The sequence below is a fragment of the Pseudomonas sp. ADAK18 genome (assembly GCF_012935695.1).
GTDB lineage: Bacteria > Pseudomonadota > Gammaproteobacteria > Pseudomonadales > Pseudomonadaceae > Aquipseudomonas.
Window position 1 is genome coordinate 3257571 of the sequence record NZ_CP052859.1, and the last position, 17188, is coordinate 3274758.

A 17188-nucleotide genomic window follows, 5' to 3' on the forward strand; every position below is an offset into this window, starting at 1 on the left:
ATGCCCTGTCCTACGGGGCTACCTCTTGAATTCCGCCATTGGCTTTATGGTCCTGGCGGCCATGGACTCGAAGACGCGTGACGTCGAGTCCGTTCTTGGCGACTTCCGGCAATGCCTTAACACCTATGACAGTTGGGCCGAAAGCTTCTGGAGCTTCTCGGCGCTGGACGTCGAACAGGTGTTCAAGGTCGGTGATGAGGTGGCGCTTGTAGCGCCCATCCACCGCTCCATCCTCCCCAGCAGCACCGTCGCGATGTGCCCGGCCAGCGGTTCGCTGACCCTGGTGCATATGTTCCAGAGCGCGCGATTTGTGCCCATCGGCAATACACCGGTGATGCTGCAAAAGGTTGATCCGACGGGCGGTCCGCTCGGCGAGCCGATTCATAAAACCATCGGCCCCAGCGGCATTCTTGAAGTCACCGAGTGCACTCGCGGCCAGCCGTATCGGGTGAGCTTTTACCCCAACGTTTCCAAGGAGCAGGTCAAAGCGCTGTATGCCTCCTATCAGTCGGTGATCGAACCGTTGGAAGGTTGGTTGCGCGGTGAGTGGGCTGGCACGTTTGAACCGCTGTGGAAGCACTACTCCGAGGCCAACTTTCTTAAGCGTTACATCACGCTGCATCAGGCCTATGCACAAGGGTTTGAAAAGGCGCTGCACGCCCTTTGGGACAGCATTTCGCAGTTGTATGAGTGGCTGGCGGACCTGAAACCCAATAGCGAAAAGCTGCTGCAATACCTCTCCCAAGCTGAGCTGGATGAATTGCTGGCGCTGAGCAGCGAGGCGATTGCCACTGGTTTGCTCGTGCTCAGTGATGAGCCGCTTCTGTTCGTTTATCTGTCGGCGATGGTCAGTTGGATGCGGATGCTGCCGCCGCCGTACATGAACGAGTTACTCGGAGAAATCAGTGCCGAAGTGCTGATCAACCTGTTGCTGGTCTGCGCCACCGGCGGCATGGGGGTGGTGATACGACTGAGCACCCAGGTGCTGAGCAGGGTCAAGTCACAGCGTGCGCGGCAGTGGCTGGAACAGATCGCCAAGCAGTTTGGTGGAGTTCGACTGGAACAGCATGCCAAACGGGTCAAGCCGTTGCTGCTCAGTAGCCCGGCGACGCCGATCAAGGTGGTGCCGAGTGTGCCGTTGAAGGCCGGGGTGCATGAAGTGCCGAACCCGGTGCCGCTGGTACGGGTTAACAAGAAGCCCAGGACGACGTTGGTCAGGCAAGAGCACGTTGATGATGTGCCGGTTGCTTCGAAAAATCCAAAGGGTGATGCGACCGCCAGCGCTGATAAAACCGCGACTAACGGCTGTCCCGTGTCGATGGTCACTGGTGAGGAACTGCTGACCCTCACCGATGGCGAACTGGACGGGTTTCTACCGTTTGCTTGGACACGGCTGTATCGCACCAGTGCCGTGGAAATCGATTGCGGATTGGGGTTGGGTTGGAGCCATTCGCTGGCTCATCGCGTGTCGGTGAATGGCGACTCGGTGGTGTGGACCGATCATGAGAACCGCAGCACCACGTTTCCGTTGCCCACCGTTTCACGGCCAGCGATCACCAACAGCCTGGCCGAAGCGGCGATTTATCTGGGCGCTTTGCCAGATGAACTGGTATTGGCCCAAGCCTCGCGTTTTTACCATTTTCGCGACGGGCTGCTGGTCTCGATCAGCGACGCGTATGACAACCGCCTGCGTATTTCCCGCGATGTTCTAGGGCGCATCCAACGCCTGGACAACGGTGCTGGCCGGGCACTGCTGTTGCGCTATGACCGCGGCCATATCGTCGCCGTCGACTATCAGGTATTTCGCGCCGAAGGCGATCAGGAGTTCGTCTGGGTTACCGAACAAAACGTTGTTTCCTACCGCTATGACGACGCCTGGCGGTTGCTTGAAGCGACCAATGCCGTAGGCGAAAGCGAGCGTTATCGCTACGACGATCAGCAAGTAATCCTGGAACGGGAACTGGCCGGTGGGGCGAGTTTCTTTTGGGCGTGGGAACGTTCTGGCAAGGCGGCGCGATGTGTCCGGCACTGGGCCAGTTTTGCGCAGATGGACACGCGCTATGCCTGGGATGACCACGGCAGCGTCACCGTCCACAACGCCGATGGCAGCCAGGAAGTCTACGTCCACGACCAGCGCGCGCGGTTGGTGCAGCGGATTGATCCGGATGGCGCGCAACACTTCAAGTCCTACGACGATAAAGGCCGGCTGACCGTCGAGCAGGACCCGCTGGGCGCGGTGACGGCGTATCAGTACGACGAAGCCGGACGCTTGATTGCGCTGTTTCCGGGGGACGATGAGCCGACGTCCTACGAACATGACAACGGGTTCGTACGGGTTGTGCGGCGTGGTGAAGCGGTCTGGAAATACCAGCGCAACGATCAGGGCGATATCACCCGTAAGACGGATCCTGATGGATTTGTTACCGACTATCGCTACAACAAACGCGGCCAACTGACCGAAGTCTGGTACCCGGACCACAGCTTTCAGCGCCTGAGCTGGAATGACTTCGGCCAACTGGTCGAGGAAACGTTACCCAACGGCAGTACGCGGCGTTATCGCTACGACGACCTCGGCCGCCAGATTGCCCGTGAGGATGAACACGGCGCGCTGACCCAGTATCAATGGGACAGCGTGGGTCGACTGACTCAGGTGGTGCTACCGGGCGGTGCCACCCGCGCTTACAGCTACAACCCCTACGGAAAAATCACCGCCGAGCGAGATGAGCTGGGCCGCGTTACACACTACGAGTACGCAGACGGGCTGCACCTGATCAGCCGTCGTATCAACCCGGATGGCACACAGCTCAAGTATCGCTACGACAACACACGGTTGTTGCTGACCGAGATCGAAAACGAGGCAGGCGAAACCTATCAACTTGCCTATCACGCCAATGGCCTGATCCAGCAGGAGACTGGCTTTGATGGTCGGCGCACGGCCTACGCCTACGACCTCAACGGCCATCTGCTGGAGAAAACGGAATACGGCGATGACGACAGTCAGTTAGTTACCGGCTACGAGCGAGACTACGCCGGTCGTCTTGTCCGAAAAAACCTGCCCGACGGCAGCGCAGTCGATTACACCTACGACCGCCTCGGCAATCTCCTCAGCGCCGACGACGGCCACTGGTCCCTCAACTACGAATACGACCTTCAGAACCGTCTTACCGCCGAGCATCAGGGCTGGGGCACCTTGCGGTATGGCTACGACCACTGCGGCCAACTCAAACACCTGCGCCTGCCCGACAACAACCGCCTGGCCTTTCAGCGCGACAAAGGCGGCCACCTCGCCACCGTCGAACTCAATGGAAAAACCCTCACCTCACACCTGTTCAAATCAGGCCGTGAACATCAGCGCCAGCAAGGCCAACTGCTCAGCCATTACCACTACGACGAGCAAGGCCGCCTGCACGCTCATGCCTTAACCCAACAAGAACACCACCACTACCGTCGCCAGTACGACTACGACAAACACGGCAACCTGAGCCGCCTCCTCGACACCCGCAAAGGCCAGCACGACTACCACTACGACCCGCTCGACCGCCTGACCCGCGCCAACCATTCGCAAGACCAACAAGAACGCTTCGCCCACGACCCGGCGGGCAACCTGCTGATGCAGGACCGCGTTGGTCCTGCCGTGGTGGTGGGCAATCGCCTGCTGAAACAAGGTGATCGGCATTACGACTACGACGCCTTCGGCAACCTGATCCGCGAACGGCGAGGACGTGCACAGCAACTGGTCACCGAATATCGCTACGACTGCCAGCATCGGCTGATTGCCGTCACTCAACCGGATGGCCGAACCGCCAGTTACCGCTACGACCCGTTTGGTCGGCGCATCAGCAAAACCGTCGATGAGAAAACCACCGAGTTTTTCTGGCAAGGCGACACCCTGATCGCTGAGCACAGCGCTGATCAGCACCGCAGCTACGTCTACGAACCGGACAGCTTTCGCCCTTTAGTGCTGCTGGAAGGCTTTGGTCCGGACAACGTAAAAGCCTTCCACTACCAACTCGACCACCTCGGCACGCCCCAGGAACTGACAAACCCTGACGGCGAAATCGTCTGGTCTGCGCACTACCGCGCCTACGGCCAAATCGCTCGACTCGATATCAACACGGTCAGCAACCCGCTGCGCTTCCAGGGCCAATACTTCGACCAAGAAAGCGGGCTGCACTACAACCGCCACCGCTACTACAATCCGGACAACGGCCGCTACCTGACCCCCGACCCGGTGAAACTGGCGGGTGGCCTGAACGGATACCAGTACGTGCCCAACCCGACGGGGTGGGTGGATCCGTTGGGACTGAGCTGCAAGGTTGGAAACTGTCCAGCCGCCCAAAACGATCCAAGTCAAACAAATAAGAAAAATAGCGGTGTATTAACTACGCATGAAAAGGCAGGAGGACACTTGATTGAAAAACACGTTGGGCGGACAGACGAAGAGCTGGCTGAAAGATTAAAATCGGAACCACACATCCCAGCTTCGTCTACATTCAGAACCCTAGAGGAAGCTGAAGCTATTGTTTCTAAAAGCTTGGCGACCCACCATCAAGAAATACTGGAATTCTTAAATAGCAAAAAGGATAAATATTTGATTAAAGATAGTTCAAGCCAATCCGTAGGACGAAGCATCTTAAGAGGAGCTGAAAAATCTACACATGCCTATAAATTTCTGCTCGTCTTAAAGCGAGCCCCCAAAATGCCAGACGGTTATCTATTGCTAACAGGATACCCAGAAAAATGAATGAGCAACTGACAGAACTCCAACAGTTTTTTGGTGCCTACTTTAACCAAGATTGGGCGGAGGACCACTCCTCGGCCGATGAAGTTATTGATAGCTTTCTACGGGACTCGCCTAGAGACGCAATCATAATAGTAAAGCAGGAAATCTTAAAATTGATAGACTCTTATACAAACGAATCGAATCTTCAAGAAAATTTACTGCACAAACAGTACTGTTATTACCATTACCCATACCAATGGAAATCAGGACTACTGTGGCTAACTCATATAGTTAACAAATTCGATAACCACCTACTCACAAAATAAGCCTTTTGCGACCTATAAATAGGAATAGCAACCCGTTGACACTAGCGTGCCTGCACGGACAATTAGTCAATCTAAAACACAAAAACAGACAGACAAATTTATATAGACACACCAATTAACCGTCCACCTCACTGATTTAGCAATAGGTAATCTTGCGAAAGATAAAAAATGCCTGACGATTATAAAATTCTTAGGGGATACCCGAACCGATGACGGAAAACTGTCCAGAGCTACAACAACTGCTTGCTGGCTACTTCAACCAAGACTGGGCTGATGAGTATAAAACTGCGGATGAGGTGATTCAGGGTTTTATATCCGAATCATCCTATGAAAGAACAGAGAAAGCACAGCAAGAACTAGAGAGTCTTTTACGCTCAAATAAATCAGAGCAGGAGCTCCAGGACTTTTTATTCTTCACAATGGGCTGTAGTTACTACTACCCGCACGAGTGGTCATCAGCAAGGCTATGGCTTGAACATGTATCAAGCAAACTCGAACTATTCTCGAGAATGAAAAACATCAAACCAAATAATAACGAATAGTCATATAAGTCCAGACCACAATTTTTTCTCACCGTCTATTTATCGTGATCTGAGCCCGATTCACCTCCTACTGACTAAACTTAATGGCCGAGTGCCCACTACTCCAATGGATATGGGGAGGATCGTTGGTGAGGGATATAGAAGAAATGGAATAGAATATGGAACACAAAAAAAGCAGTCGTTTTTTTCTAGATAGAAACAGTAAACCAATAACGGCTTATACGGAATTTTGAATATGAAAAAAACAGCCAAAGCTCTCAATACTTCGCGGACTATTGTTTGCATATAACATTGAAAATATTAAAGACCTTGAAAGAGAAGAGATTATAGTTTCGAAAAATGTAAATTGCCGAAAAGAACTCACAAAGCTTTTCGACACCCTGACAAAGCCGGAGTTTTTTACATACACCCACGAAGAGCAAAAATGGTTTATCGACACTATTAATCATTATCTGTCCGTCGATGAAAGCTTTGACTCCGTATTTTATCTCTTTGATACGTATTTTGAAGATGAAACAATTGACAGGAGAGAGTTCATGAGTGTTCTGGTTGAGTGTCTCATTCGTTATCAAATTGAAACTCTAGGCGACCAGCCCTAAGGACAATCAATATCAGGCCATGATTTTTTGCCCATTGCCTATTTATCGTTATCTGACCCCGACTCACTATTAGATGTCTCTTCAGTCAATGATAACGGCAGCTACAAGGGATACACCATACTAAAGCCTAATAGAGAACGACCATGAAATCAGTAAAAATCATCACCATAAAAAATAACGCTCGCGGAAGCGTGACAATAGAGTACGAGGGTGGAAAACCAAATTTAACTCTCCTTTTAGATAATGGACGTAAAAGAACCTATACCGCCTGCGATCTATATGACTGCCTTGGCATACTAAGAGCGGATTTCAAAGACACAAAATTTTTATGCAAGGGAGCCAAGATCAACGTACACACTTCAGGCATGTCATCACAAATGTCAAACGGACTCGTTGCGTACGAACTAAAAATTGGTCAGCCCGATGGAGACAAGGTATATATTTTCGATTATGACGAAGACGATATAACCAACAATATCCAAGAGCAACATGACTTTTGTATGCGCTGGGCAGCCTCAACCTAATAAATTCGGGTCCGTATACGCCGGGAAGAAGTCGTCATGGATAATCGCCCACCCACCGACCTTCCCGAACCTCAACCCCTCACACAACCATCTACAACCGACTAGACCGAAAATCCTTCGGCGACACCTCAAACTGTTTCTTAAACGACCGACTAAAATGCGCCGAATCCGTAAACCCCCATTTATAAGCAATCGAAGTAATCGATTCACTCTTCAAAAACGGGTTAGTCAAATCATCAGCACTTCGTTTTAACCGCGCCCGCTGGATGTAGCGACACACGCTGTCATCCTGCTCCTCAAACAACCGATACAAATGCCGCACCGAGATATTCAACCGGTTGGCCAACCCCACCGGGCTCAAGCCAGGCTGAGTGAGGGATTCTTCAATAACCTTCTGCACATAACTGCGCAGGTTGCTGCCCTGCAACGAGGTCATATCGTCCCGCGCCTCGTTTTCCTGCTCCATGGCTGAGCCCAGCAGCGAGACAAACGCACTCTGCAAGGCCTCGACTTCACCCACGACGCCCTCGCCTTCCTGGCTGTCCTTGCACAATTGATCCATCAAAACATGAAGCATCCGCCCACAGGCCTTGCTCGACGAAATTTTGCCGAACGTCAGGCCCTGGCTGCCCAGTTGCTTGCACACTTCATGGCGTGGCAGCGACAGCGAGGCATGTTCGATCAGGCCGAATGGGGTGATTTCAATGGAGCCCGTCGAGTCCATCAGCAGCATCTCGCCGGGAGCCAGTTGGATGCATTGACCGTTCTGGATGATCTGGGAGTAACCGCTGCGCTGGCTGACCAGGAAGCAATCCTGGTCATTGTCGTGGTCGGGATTCGGGGTTTTGCGCTTGATCAACCCTGCGTTGGTGCGCAGGCTGGCCAGGGGCAAGCCGCCTCTGGAAAGGGTGCAGACCTCGCCGATAAACAGCGAGCGATTGAAGGCCAGTTCCGTGTCGAAGTGACCACACACCGCGCGCAGATCCCGGGTCCAGGTTGCCAGGCCGTCTTGGGTCATCTGTTGGTTGTTCATGGGGTGTCTCCACAGTGGCTTTTTTTGTTTTTGTCGGGCAATAGTTAACATGTTATCTATATGCGCGCAACAAGTACCTGTCCGCCAAGGTGGAAGCACTAATGATGCCAATCAGAGTGTGAGCAAGACCCGCTGCAACCCCGCCAACGCTGCCAGCAGGTGGTTACGCTGTTCGCCGCTGAGGGCGATGTAGCGCCGAAAGGCCGGCATGCGATTGACCACCTCGCTACCGCCCATATGCTCCAGGCGCACGCACCATTGGCCGCCTTCCAGGTCGATGCGCAGGCGTTTGAAGTCCAGGGGCATCAGCGCTTGATGCAAAGGCTTGTCGGCCTGCAAACCGGCCTGTAGCTCGGCCAATAATCCAGCGTCTCCCGCGCGTTGCCGACAGTGAATACCGGTGCGTCGAACAGCCCCGCCATGGTGCAGTTCGAAGCGTGCCGCGCCCTCTCTGGAGGCAGGTACACGCAGGACGAACTCAGTCATGACCAGGTGCATCAACAGCTGCGACTCCGTGCGTTCGGCGATCTCCAGTTGCAGGCTCCCATCGTCCAGGCAAGCCTGCGCCAGGGTCGGTGTTACCCACTCAAAACTCGCCAGCCCAAGGTTGCGTTGCAAGTGCCCAAGCGTCACCCCCGGCCGGTAACCCGCCGGAGCACGCTGGGCACTGAACAGCTCAGACAGCTTTTGCAGCATGGTCGATGTAAGCGTGGTGAGAATGCCCCGGCTCATTGCAAAACTCCTTGGCCAACACCTCTTCCACAGAGGCCGGCTTGAATGGATTGACCTTCTGCACCACCAACGTCCAGAACAGCGCGTACGCCGCCGTACACCCGAGCATCACCCCGAACGGCACGTAGATATCCGCCGGATTCATTCCCGGCGGCGTGATAAACCACATGCCCAGCACAATGCCGATGCTAGACAGAATCTGCGGCAGCGGAAACCACGGCGAACGGTAGGCCCGTGGCAGGTCCGGGCGCCGAATGCGCAGGATCACCACCGACAACGTCACCAGCAGATACGAAAAACTCCAGGCACACACGGCCGCCAGCACCAAGTGCATGATGTTGTCGGTGTTGCCTCCCAGGTACAGCGCGTGCAGGCACGGAATCAGCATTGCCACCAGGATGCACAACAACGGGGTCTTGAAGCGTGGGTGCAAGTAGGTGAAGACCTTGGGCAACGCGCCGTCCACCGCCATGCCGTAGAGAATCCGTGGCACACCGGCCATCAGGGTGTTGATGGTGGCCGCGCCGGCAAACAGGAAGCCGATGCCCAGCCAGATCGGGCCGATCTGGCCCATTACCTGCTCGGCGAATTTTGGAATTGCCATGGGCGTGTCCAGCAAGTGCACGCCCGTGGCAGCGTCGAGCACCACGTTTTCTACTTGACGTTTCATCGCCGCGCCGTAGATGAACATGCAGCTCGCCACGCCTAGCAAACCGAGCATCATTGCCCTGGGCATGACCTTCGCCGAGTTGCGCAGATCCGGCGCCAGAGGCGTGACGAACTCGCAGCCGACGAACATGAACATCGCCATGCCCACCAGCGACAGCACGGTGATCAGGTCGGTGCCCACCAGCGACTCGCCAAACCAACCCTCCAGTTGCACTGCCGGTGCGGCAATCAAGCCCAGCACACCAAACACCATCAAGGTGGTCCACATGCCGAAGGTCAGGATGATCTCCGCACGGCCAAAGGCACTGACACCGAAGGCATTCAGAATGCCGAACACGATCACGAAACCCACCCCCAGCAACCACGATCCACCCGCCGATTCGGCCAAGGTATTGAGGTGTTCGAAGTTCACCAGCGCCATGACCCCGGCGAGGATAGTTTCGGCGGTGCCGGCAAACACATGCACGATCAAGTAGGCCGACAACGTGCCGGTGATCGCAAAGAAACGGCCCATGCCGCAGTTGATGTAGTCGTAGACCGAGCCGGTGGTGGGCAGGATCGAGGCTGCCTCGGCGAAGGTAGTTGCCTGGGCCAGCATCATCACCACCGCAATCAGCATGGCCAGGGCAAAGGCGCTGCCACCGATGCCGAAGCCCATGGTCGCCGTGAGAATCACCGGGCTGGCCATGATCAGGCCGATGGTGCTGGCAAGAGCGGTGGGAAAACCCACCGTGCCACGGTTCAAGTGCGCGGTGAGCCGGTCATTGATCGACATGGTGCAGATCCTCGAAAGCGGATTTTTAGAGTGAGGGCACTGTGCGCCCCGCTCGACCTGATCGTCTTGCCCATGTCTGCCGCCGGTTTTGTTGCTCCCTGCCACGACCCGTGCGCTGGCGGCCAGGATCAATTACCTGGCACGCAGGTGAAAGACTTCCCCCCGCCCTGCTCGCCCTAATGCGCGCTCAATTCACCATGCTGGGGACTATAACGATGGAGCACACACTGAAAACCCGCAGGCTGCACAAGGCCGTTGGCCTGGGCGTCGCGCTGTTGATCGCCGAGTCATCGGCCCATGCGGTCGAACTGTACGCCGACGAAGACACCCAGGTCACCGGTAACTTCCTGGCGGTCTACGGGATGTTCAACAGCCGCAAGAACTACGAGGGCAGCCCCGGCGGTTCCACCTGGCGCGAAAGCTTTATCAAGTACGGTTTGAGCATCGACCAGACCCTGGGCGCGCTGGGCAGCGTCTACGGCACCGCCAATCTGGTGAGCTCCGGAACCTGGGGCGATGGCGATGCGTCGCGGGTCACCAACGGCACCGAGCGCACTACCAAGTTCGACGAAGCCTTCGCCGGCTGGCGTTCCGGTGATTTAGTTCCAGCGTTGGGCAAGGATGGCCTCGACCTATCGTTCGGCCGCCAGATCATCACCTTGGGCGACGGTTTCATCATCAACGATGACGGCCCCAACCTGGGCAACGGCGTGGCAGACGGCGAGTTCAACCGTGGCGGCGCCTATTACATCGCCGCGCGCCATGCCTTCGACCAGACCGCCGTGGTGCGCTTGGGCGGCAAGGACGGCGTGCATGGCAGCCTGATGTGGATCAAGTCCGACAACCGCGCCCAGGCCAACACCGAAATGGCCGCCGGTACCCTGGAATACACCACCGCACCGGGCACGTTGGGGTTGACCTACATCCACGGCATCGACGTCGATGAACGCTTTGCCAATGACCTGCAAAAACAACGCAAGGGCATGAACCTCTACAGCCTGCGCGGCGTCGGTAATGCGGGGATCGAAAACGCACACTTTTCCTTCGAATATGCCCGGCAAGACAAAGATGCAGGCCAGGAAAATGCCTGGTACGGCGAAGGCGGCTACACCTTTGCCGACCTACCTTTGTCACCCGACCTGACCTATCGCTACAGCCGTTATTCAAAAAACTGGGACGCGATGTTTTCCGGGTTCAACCGTGGCTATGGCACCTGGGTTCAGGGTGAAGTGGCCGGCAATTACTCAGGCCCGTACAACAGCAACACGGCAGTCCAACATGTGGCACTCAAGGTCAAGCCGCTGGACAACGTGACCGTGGGTGCGCTGTTCTTCGACTACAAGACCCTGAGCAAGAACGGCATGCCGGATCTCGATGGCCGCGAGCTGGACCTGTATGCCGAATGGGTGGTGAACGAGCACCTGATCGTCACCCCGCTGTTGGGTCTGTACAAGCCGAACAAGGACCAGGACAACGGCGGCAACCAGGTCGGCGGCAATGGCACCAACGTCTACAGTCAGTTGGTGGTGGCCGTGCCCTTCTGAGTCCCACAACATCTCGACATCTGTAGCCGCTGCCGAGGTACGAGGCTGCGATATGTGTCCGCAGGACCACCCTCAGGGGTCGCTTCGCAACCCATCGCAGCCTCGTACCTCGACAGCGGCTACAACCCATCGCAGCCTCGTACCTCGACAACGGCTACAACCCATCGCAGCCTCGTGTCTCGGCAGCGGCTACAGGTTACGGGAGCGCCTGGATCTGCGCGTAGGCACCCTGGTGATAGAGCAACGGTGAACGGCCGAAGTCGTCAAACGCCACGACCTTGCCGATCATGATCCAGTGATCGCCGCCGTCCACCTGCTGGTATTTCTCGCAGTGAAACACCGCCGAGCAATCGGCAAATACCGGCGAGCCGCCCTCGCCCGGCTCGTACTCGATTAGGGCGAAGCGATCTTCCTTGGGCCGCGCGAAATTGTTCGACAGGTCGACCTGATCCGCCGCCAGCACGTTGACCGCAAAATGGCTGGCCTCTTCAAACACCGCGTGGCTGTTGGAGCGTTTGTCGATGCTCCACAACACCAGCGGCGGGTCGAGGGACACCGAGTTGAAGCTGTTGGCCGTGACGCCCACCTTGCGCCCGGAAGCGGTGGCTGCTGTGACCACCGTGACGCCGGTGGCGAAATTGCCCAAGGCCCGGCGAAAGGCCCGAGGGTCGAAGGTGGCGCAAGCGCTGTGATCAGACATGCAAGACTCCCGGACAACGTTCAAGCGCCGCCCTGTTTGTTGTTATCAAGGTTTGGCTCACACCATGCTCGGGTCCGGCTCCAGCCCCATCAGCTCACGGCCAAGGATCTGCGCGCAGACGTCGTAGTCGGTGTAGGCATGAGCACCGGTCATGTGGGAATCGCGGAACAGGCGCTGCATTTCGTTGTGTTCGAACCAGGCATTGCCCCCGGCGGCCTCGAACAGCCGGTCCACCGCCTGAATGCACATCTTGGTGGCGTAGGCCTGGTTGGTGCGCCAGAACGCCAGGGTTTCGCGGCTGGGGTAACGCTGCTCGGCACTGTGGTCGGCATGTTCCTGCCAGGTCTTTTCGAGAAAGGCCCGGGCGGCTGCCACTTGATGGGTCGACTCGGCCAGGCGCATCAACGCCGGGGTCGCCGCGCCGACAGCCGCACCGGTATAGGCGCGTACGCGGGTTTTGGTTTTTTCGCGGAACACCTCAAGCATGCGCTCGGCCACGCCAAGGCTGACGGTGGAAAAACCGCTGGCGAAATACGGCCGGTACGGCGAGTAGAAAATCTTGCTGTCGGGGTAGAGACCAAAGCCTGCTGACTTGCCTTCCATCATGTCCTTGGCTTTCTGGATGCGGTGCTCCGGCACCCAGGCGTTGTCGATAATCAAGGTCTTGGTGCCGCTGCCTTTCATGCCGGCGGCGAACCAGTCGTCACGAATCTGGTAGTCGCTGCGCGGCAACACCGCAAAGCAGTAATCCTGAGTGCCTTCGGCGTTTGGCCGGCGAAACCCGACAATCGCCCACTCGCCGTGGTCGCAGCCGCTGCTCCAGCCCATTTCTCCGCTGAAGTACACACCGCCCTCGCCTTCTTCGGTACGGCCGAACGGCGCAATACTGCTGCTGGCGGTGGCGTCCGAGTCATGGCCCCAGACTTCCTGCTGCAAGGTGGCCGAGAACAGTGCCAATTGATGGCTGTGGGTGCACAGCAAGCTCATCGCCCAAGCGGTGCTCGCGCAGGACCCTGCCAGCAACGCGATGCAGTCGGCAAACTGCGGCAACGACAACTCCATGCCACCGAACTGCTTCGGCTGAAAAGCACGGTGCAAGCCGATGCTTTTGAGCAGCGCTATATTCTCGTCGGGCACCTTGCGCTCCTGCTCGGCGCGCGAAGCATTGGCAGCGATGGCCGGCAGGATGGACTTGAGGTCTTCAAGGAGCGGGTTTGGCTTTTTCATGGTTGGCCCTGCTTATTATTGGATGTCCGGCTGGCGCTTCTTATCGAGGAGCGGCGCAGGATGCAGGGCCAGTATGGGAGGCTCTCCCAGCGCAGAAAATGCACGTTCCACAGCCAAGATTGTACTTTTCATAGACATCATGGGTATCCACACAACTTGAGCCTGGCGTTGCGTAGCAGCTGTCGAGCCCCAGCGAGGCTGCGTAGGGCGCGACGCGATTCTTGGTGATGGGCTTTGTGGACGTCGGGGTTCGGCTTCCTGTTTCTGGTGTGGCCTTACGTAGCCTCGCTGACGCTCGACAACTGCTACGGGGATGACGGTGGATGGGGCGGTCTATCTGCTGCATTGCGATGTCAGCCACAGACATGAATCCTGGCAGGTACAGTCAAGCTGCAATGACCGGCGTTGGTTAACCTCGGGTTTTCCCTCTGCCCTCAGGAACACCCATGAGCGATATTTCACTGCTGCCTCAAGTCGAAGCCTTCCTCAGTCGAAACCATGGGTTGTTTATCGATGGCGGCTACGTCGAGAGCCATTCGAGCCAGACCCTGGAAGTGATCAACCCCGCCACCGGCAAGGTCATCGCCCAGGTCGCCGATGCCGATCCTGCCGATATTGATGCGGCGGTGGCGTCGGCCAATCGCGGTTTCAAACAATGGTCCCAGGCCGCGCCGGCGTTGCGCGGCAATGTGCTGCTGAAGCTGGCAGACCTGCTGGAGCAGAACCGCGAAGAACTGGCGCAGATCGAGACCTGCCAATCGGGCAAGATTATCCAGATCGCCCGCGCCTTTGAAGTCGACCAGGCCGCGCACTTCCTGCGCTATTACGCAGGCTGGGCGACCAAGATCAGCGGCCAGACCATCACTCCATCGCTGCCCTCCTTTGCCGGCGAACGCTATACCGCGTTCACCCTGCGCGAACCGGTCGGCGTGGTGGTGGGCATCGTGCCGTGGAATTTCTCCACCATGATCGCCATCTGGAAACTCGCCTCGGCGCTGGTGACCGGTTGCAGCATCATCATCAAGCCCAGCGAGTTCACACCGCTGACCATCCTGCGCATCGCCGAACTGGCCATCGAGGCCGGGCTGCCGGCTGGCGTACTGAACGTCCTGACCGGCAGCGGTCAAGTGGGTAAAGGCCTGATCGAGCACCCAGGCACCCACAAGGTGTCATTCACCGGCTCGGTACCGACAGGCATCGCCGTGGGCCGCAGTGCGATGGGCGCCGGATTGACCCGCGCGACGCTCGAACTGGGGGGCAAGAATGCGGCGGGCTTCCTACGGGACATGGACCTGGACAAGGCCGTCAATGGCATCATCGAAGCCGGCTTTCTGCACTCAGGGCAAATCTGTGCGGCGGCCGAACGCTTCTTTGTCCATCACTCTCAGATTGAGCAGATCATGGACAAACTGGCCCAGCGCTTGAGCAAATTGAACATTGGCTCGCCCCTGGACGAGCGCACCGAATTCGGCCCGGTGACCAACCGCCAGCACCAGTTGAAACTTGAAGGTTTTTTCGACACCGCCCGCGCCGAAAACAATACGATCATTCACGGCGGCCAGCGGATGGACCGGCCCGGCTGCTATGTCGAACCCACGGTAATCCTCGCCAAGACCGTCAACGATACCCTGCTCAACGAGGAAACCTTCGGCCCCATCGCCACGTTCTTTCCTTACGACAGCGAAGACGAATTGCTGGATCTGATGAACAACACACCCTACGGTTTGAGCGCTAGTCTGTGGACCAACGACCTGGGCAAGGCCTTGCGTATGGTCCCTGCGATCAATGCCGGCACGGTGTGGGTGAACATGCACACCATGCTCGACCCAGCGGTGCCATTTGGTGGCAATAAATCCTCGGGCGTGGGTCGGGAATTTGGCGGAGCGTTTATTGAGGATTACACCGAGCTGAAGTCGGTGATGATTCGGTATTGAGTCCCAACGCCTCAGCTTCAATCCCGATTAACCACTCAGGCGCCACCGACGCTGATCCATGGCGAAGGTGGCGCAGCGCTGTCCGGTCTTTCATGGACTCGGGCACAAACTACTTATAAAAGTTCGTAGTTTCACCTGTCAGTTTTTTTCTTGATGTCCCCCTAATGCCGTACAGATCTGCCACTTGGCTTCTACTAGCATGCCTGCCCATGTACCGGAAGTAACCGCTCCAGGACGCTCAGGGCCTTCTACTTAGGCACCCTGCATAATAAAAATCCTGCATTGCCTTCGCCGTCTCCGCAGAAATGAAATAAACTTGAAACATAAAGAGTTCATGAGATGGATAATGCTTCCAAATACCGTGATTTCGCCCTGACCGATGAGAAACATCCAAGTGTCAGCTTACAATACGAACTTGAGCACCTGCTGGGGGACCTTCAAGGACTAAGTTATGCTTACTTTGCCGTTCCTCGAAATCGTGAAGTGGCCCCTCTTATTATTTCAAATTACCCAGCACCTTGGTTAAAAGCTTACAGGGCGGCCAGCTATCACCTGATCGATCCGATCATTCATCACGGCCTTAGACGTTGCGCGCCATTCTCTTGGAGTGACGCGCGCGAGACCGTTTCCTGTGAAAAAAGTCGGGAATTGTTTCGGCGTTCCAGCCAATACCGGATCTGCTCCGGTGCAACCTTTACCCTGCATGACGCAAGTGGAATGTTCAGTTCGTTGAGTCTCAGCAACGGTGGGCAACAAGCTGACGTTGATCGCCGCATGGCCGACCAGCAAGGGCAGATACAGATGGCGCTGATCGGTTTTCATAGCCGGCTGTTGAGCCTGCGGACAGTCGATGAACTGTTTTCCAAGCTTCAGGGCGGGCCACTTTCGGTCAAGGAATTGAGCGTGCTCAAGTGGGTGATGATGGGCAAGGCCTACCGGGAAATCGCGCTGATCTGCGCGATTTCCGAACGCACGGTCAAATTTCACATGTCTAACATTTCCGAAAAACTGCAGGTCTGCAATGCCAAGCAGGCGGTTTATGAGGCCCAGCGTCAAGGCATCCTCTGAGCCAGGCGCCGAACCGCCAGGGCTAGCCGAACGCCGTATCACTGACGTGTAGACGATGCGGCCACTGGCTTGCCTGCGAGGATGACAAGGGCTGCTTGTGCTCAATGCTGGATATCAACCGCTGACGATTGAACTCGTTTACCGGCATGTTCAGCAACAGCACTTTTTCCCCTGGAGAGGCTTCGCCGGTATCCAGCACTTCGTAATGCCAGCCGGCGTTGCGTACGATCCGTGCCATGGCATTGCTGACCACGGTAATGATCGATTCCAGCCCACTGGCCGCGGCGTAGTTGTGCATGCTGAACAGCAGCATTTCGGTCAGCGGCATGCGGCCCAGGCTGAGTTGGCGCGAACGGGTCTTGTCGACAAAAAAACGGCTGGACTCGGCCATCAGTGCGCGCTTGGGCGGTTCGTAACGAAAAAAGTCCCGGAATGGCCCTTCGACCATATAGGGCGCCAGCGTATTGATCAGACGAAGACCCGCCAGGGGTACGCCCTCCCAGGTGCCGATCAGGTAGGTGGTCCGCTCGGTGTCGTACTCATCGAACTCGATGCCGTTGTTTATATTGACTTTCCAGTTCAAGCGGTCGGCGAATACTTCTTTGCGCAAACCATATAAGTCAGAAACCCAGGCGTGGGGCCTCGCACTATAATCGAGCGCATGAAACTCGATGGATTCCATAGCGTTAATTGCTCCTCTATGAGTAATGAGTGCGAAGTAAAGGTATTCAGCCAGAGCACAAACAACAAACCTCAAGCCGCAAAAATAGATTGCACGGCAATCAAAAGCTT

General features: G+C 56.4%; 12 protein-coding genes and 1 pseudogene. 7 read left to right on the forward strand and 6 right to left on the reverse strand.

The window, feature by feature from the left end; all coding sequences use genetic code 11:
* The first annotated feature begins 61 nt into the window (after positions 1 to 61).
* The 4 genes from HKK55_RS14450 to HKK55_RS14465 all read left to right on the forward strand — a co-directional run bounded on the left by HKK55_RS14450 (position 62) and on the right by HKK55_RS14465 (position 6714).
* Complete coding sequence (locus tag HKK55_RS14450; RefSeq protein WP_169357864.1) at positions 62 to 4744, forward strand: RHS repeat protein; 4683 nt, start codon at positions 62 to 64, stop codon at positions 4742 to 4744.
* Positions 4741 to 5049 (forward strand): contact-dependent growth inhibition system immunity protein, encoded by a 309-nt coding sequence (locus HKK55_RS14455; RefSeq protein ID WP_169355306.1) that lies wholly within the window; start codon positions 4741 to 4743, stop codon positions 5047 to 5049. Before HKK55_RS14450 ends, HKK55_RS14455 begins: the two co-directional genes overlap by 4 nt.
* Before the next feature lie 209 nt (positions 5050 to 5258).
* Positions 5259 to 5591 (forward strand): contact-dependent growth inhibition system immunity protein, encoded by a 333-nt coding sequence (locus tag HKK55_RS14460; protein ID WP_169355307.1) that lies wholly within the window; start codon positions 5259 to 5261, stop codon positions 5589 to 5591.
* A 742-nt stretch (positions 5592 to 6333) separates the two neighbouring features.
* Positions 6334 to 6714 (forward strand): hypothetical protein, encoded by a 381-nt coding sequence (locus HKK55_RS14465; RefSeq protein ID WP_169355308.1) that lies wholly within the window; start codon positions 6334 to 6336, stop codon positions 6712 to 6714.
* A 91-nt stretch (positions 6715 to 6805) separates the two neighbouring features.
* On the opposite strand, the gene feaR is transcribed toward HKK55_RS14465, so the two are convergent.
* From feaR to HKK55_RS14480, 3 genes are all read right to left on the reverse strand, one after another.
* Positions 6806 to 7747 carry a transcriptional regulator FeaR gene (gene feaR, locus HKK55_RS14470; protein ID WP_169355309.1) on the reverse strand — a complete coding sequence of 314 codons (942 nt, stop codon included), beginning with the start codon at positions 7745 to 7747 and terminating at the stop codon, positions 6806 to 6808.
* A gap of 111 nt (positions 7748 to 7858) precedes the next feature.
* On the reverse strand, positions 7859 to 8443 hold the full coding sequence (locus HKK55_RS14475; RefSeq protein WP_169357865.1) for a DUF3156 family protein: 585 nt from the start codon (positions 8441 to 8443) through the stop codon (positions 7859 to 7861).
* A complete protein-coding gene (locus HKK55_RS14480; RefSeq protein ID WP_169355310.1) occupies positions 8424 to 9923 on the reverse strand; it encodes an APC family permease in 1500 nt (499 codons plus the stop codon). The genes HKK55_RS14475 and HKK55_RS14480 overlap by 20 nt, the downstream gene beginning before the upstream one ends.
* 215 nt (positions 9924 to 10138) lie before the next feature.
* Between HKK55_RS14480 and HKK55_RS14485 the strand changes: the two genes are divergently transcribed.
* Positions 10139 to 11467, forward strand: coding sequence for a hypothetical protein (locus HKK55_RS14485; protein WP_169355311.1), 1329 nt, complete (start codon positions 10139 to 10141; stop codon positions 11465 to 11467).
* A gap of 211 nt (positions 11468 to 11678) precedes the next feature.
* On the opposite strand, the pseudogene HKK55_RS14490 reads toward HKK55_RS14485, so the two are convergent.
* Together HKK55_RS14490 and HKK55_RS14495 are read right to left on the reverse strand one after the other, a co-directional pair.
* Positions 11679 to 12167, reverse strand: a pseudogene (locus HKK55_RS14490) (flavin reductase family protein); the annotation flags it as partial.
* Between the two features lie 57 nt (positions 12168 to 12224).
* On the reverse strand, positions 12225 to 13394 hold the full coding sequence (locus HKK55_RS14495) for a p-hydroxyphenylacetate 3-hydroxylase oxygenase component (protein ID WP_169355313.1): 1170 nt from the start codon (positions 13392 to 13394) through the stop codon (positions 12225 to 12227).
* Between the two features lie 446 nt (positions 13395 to 13840).
* On the opposite strand from HKK55_RS14495, the gene HKK55_RS14500 reads away from it, so the two are divergent.
* Both HKK55_RS14500 and HKK55_RS14505 read left to right on the forward strand, forming a co-directional pair.
* Positions 13841 to 15328, forward strand: coding sequence for an aldehyde dehydrogenase family protein (locus HKK55_RS14500; RefSeq protein ID WP_169355314.1), 1488 nt, complete (start codon positions 13841 to 13843; stop codon positions 15326 to 15328).
* A 339-nt stretch (positions 15329 to 15667) separates the two neighbouring features.
* Positions 15668 to 16396 carry a LuxR family transcriptional regulator gene (locus HKK55_RS14505; protein ID WP_169355315.1) on the forward strand — a complete coding sequence of 243 codons (729 nt, stop codon included), beginning with the start codon at positions 15668 to 15670 and terminating at the stop codon, positions 16394 to 16396.
* Positions 16397 to 16418: 22 nt separating this feature from the next.
* On the opposite strand, the gene HKK55_RS14510 is transcribed toward HKK55_RS14505, so the two are convergent.
* Positions 16419 to 17078, reverse strand: coding sequence for an acyl-homoserine-lactone synthase (locus HKK55_RS14510; protein ID WP_169355316.1), 660 nt, complete (start codon positions 17076 to 17078; stop codon positions 16419 to 16421).
* Positions 17079 to 17188 lie beyond the last annotated feature (110 nt).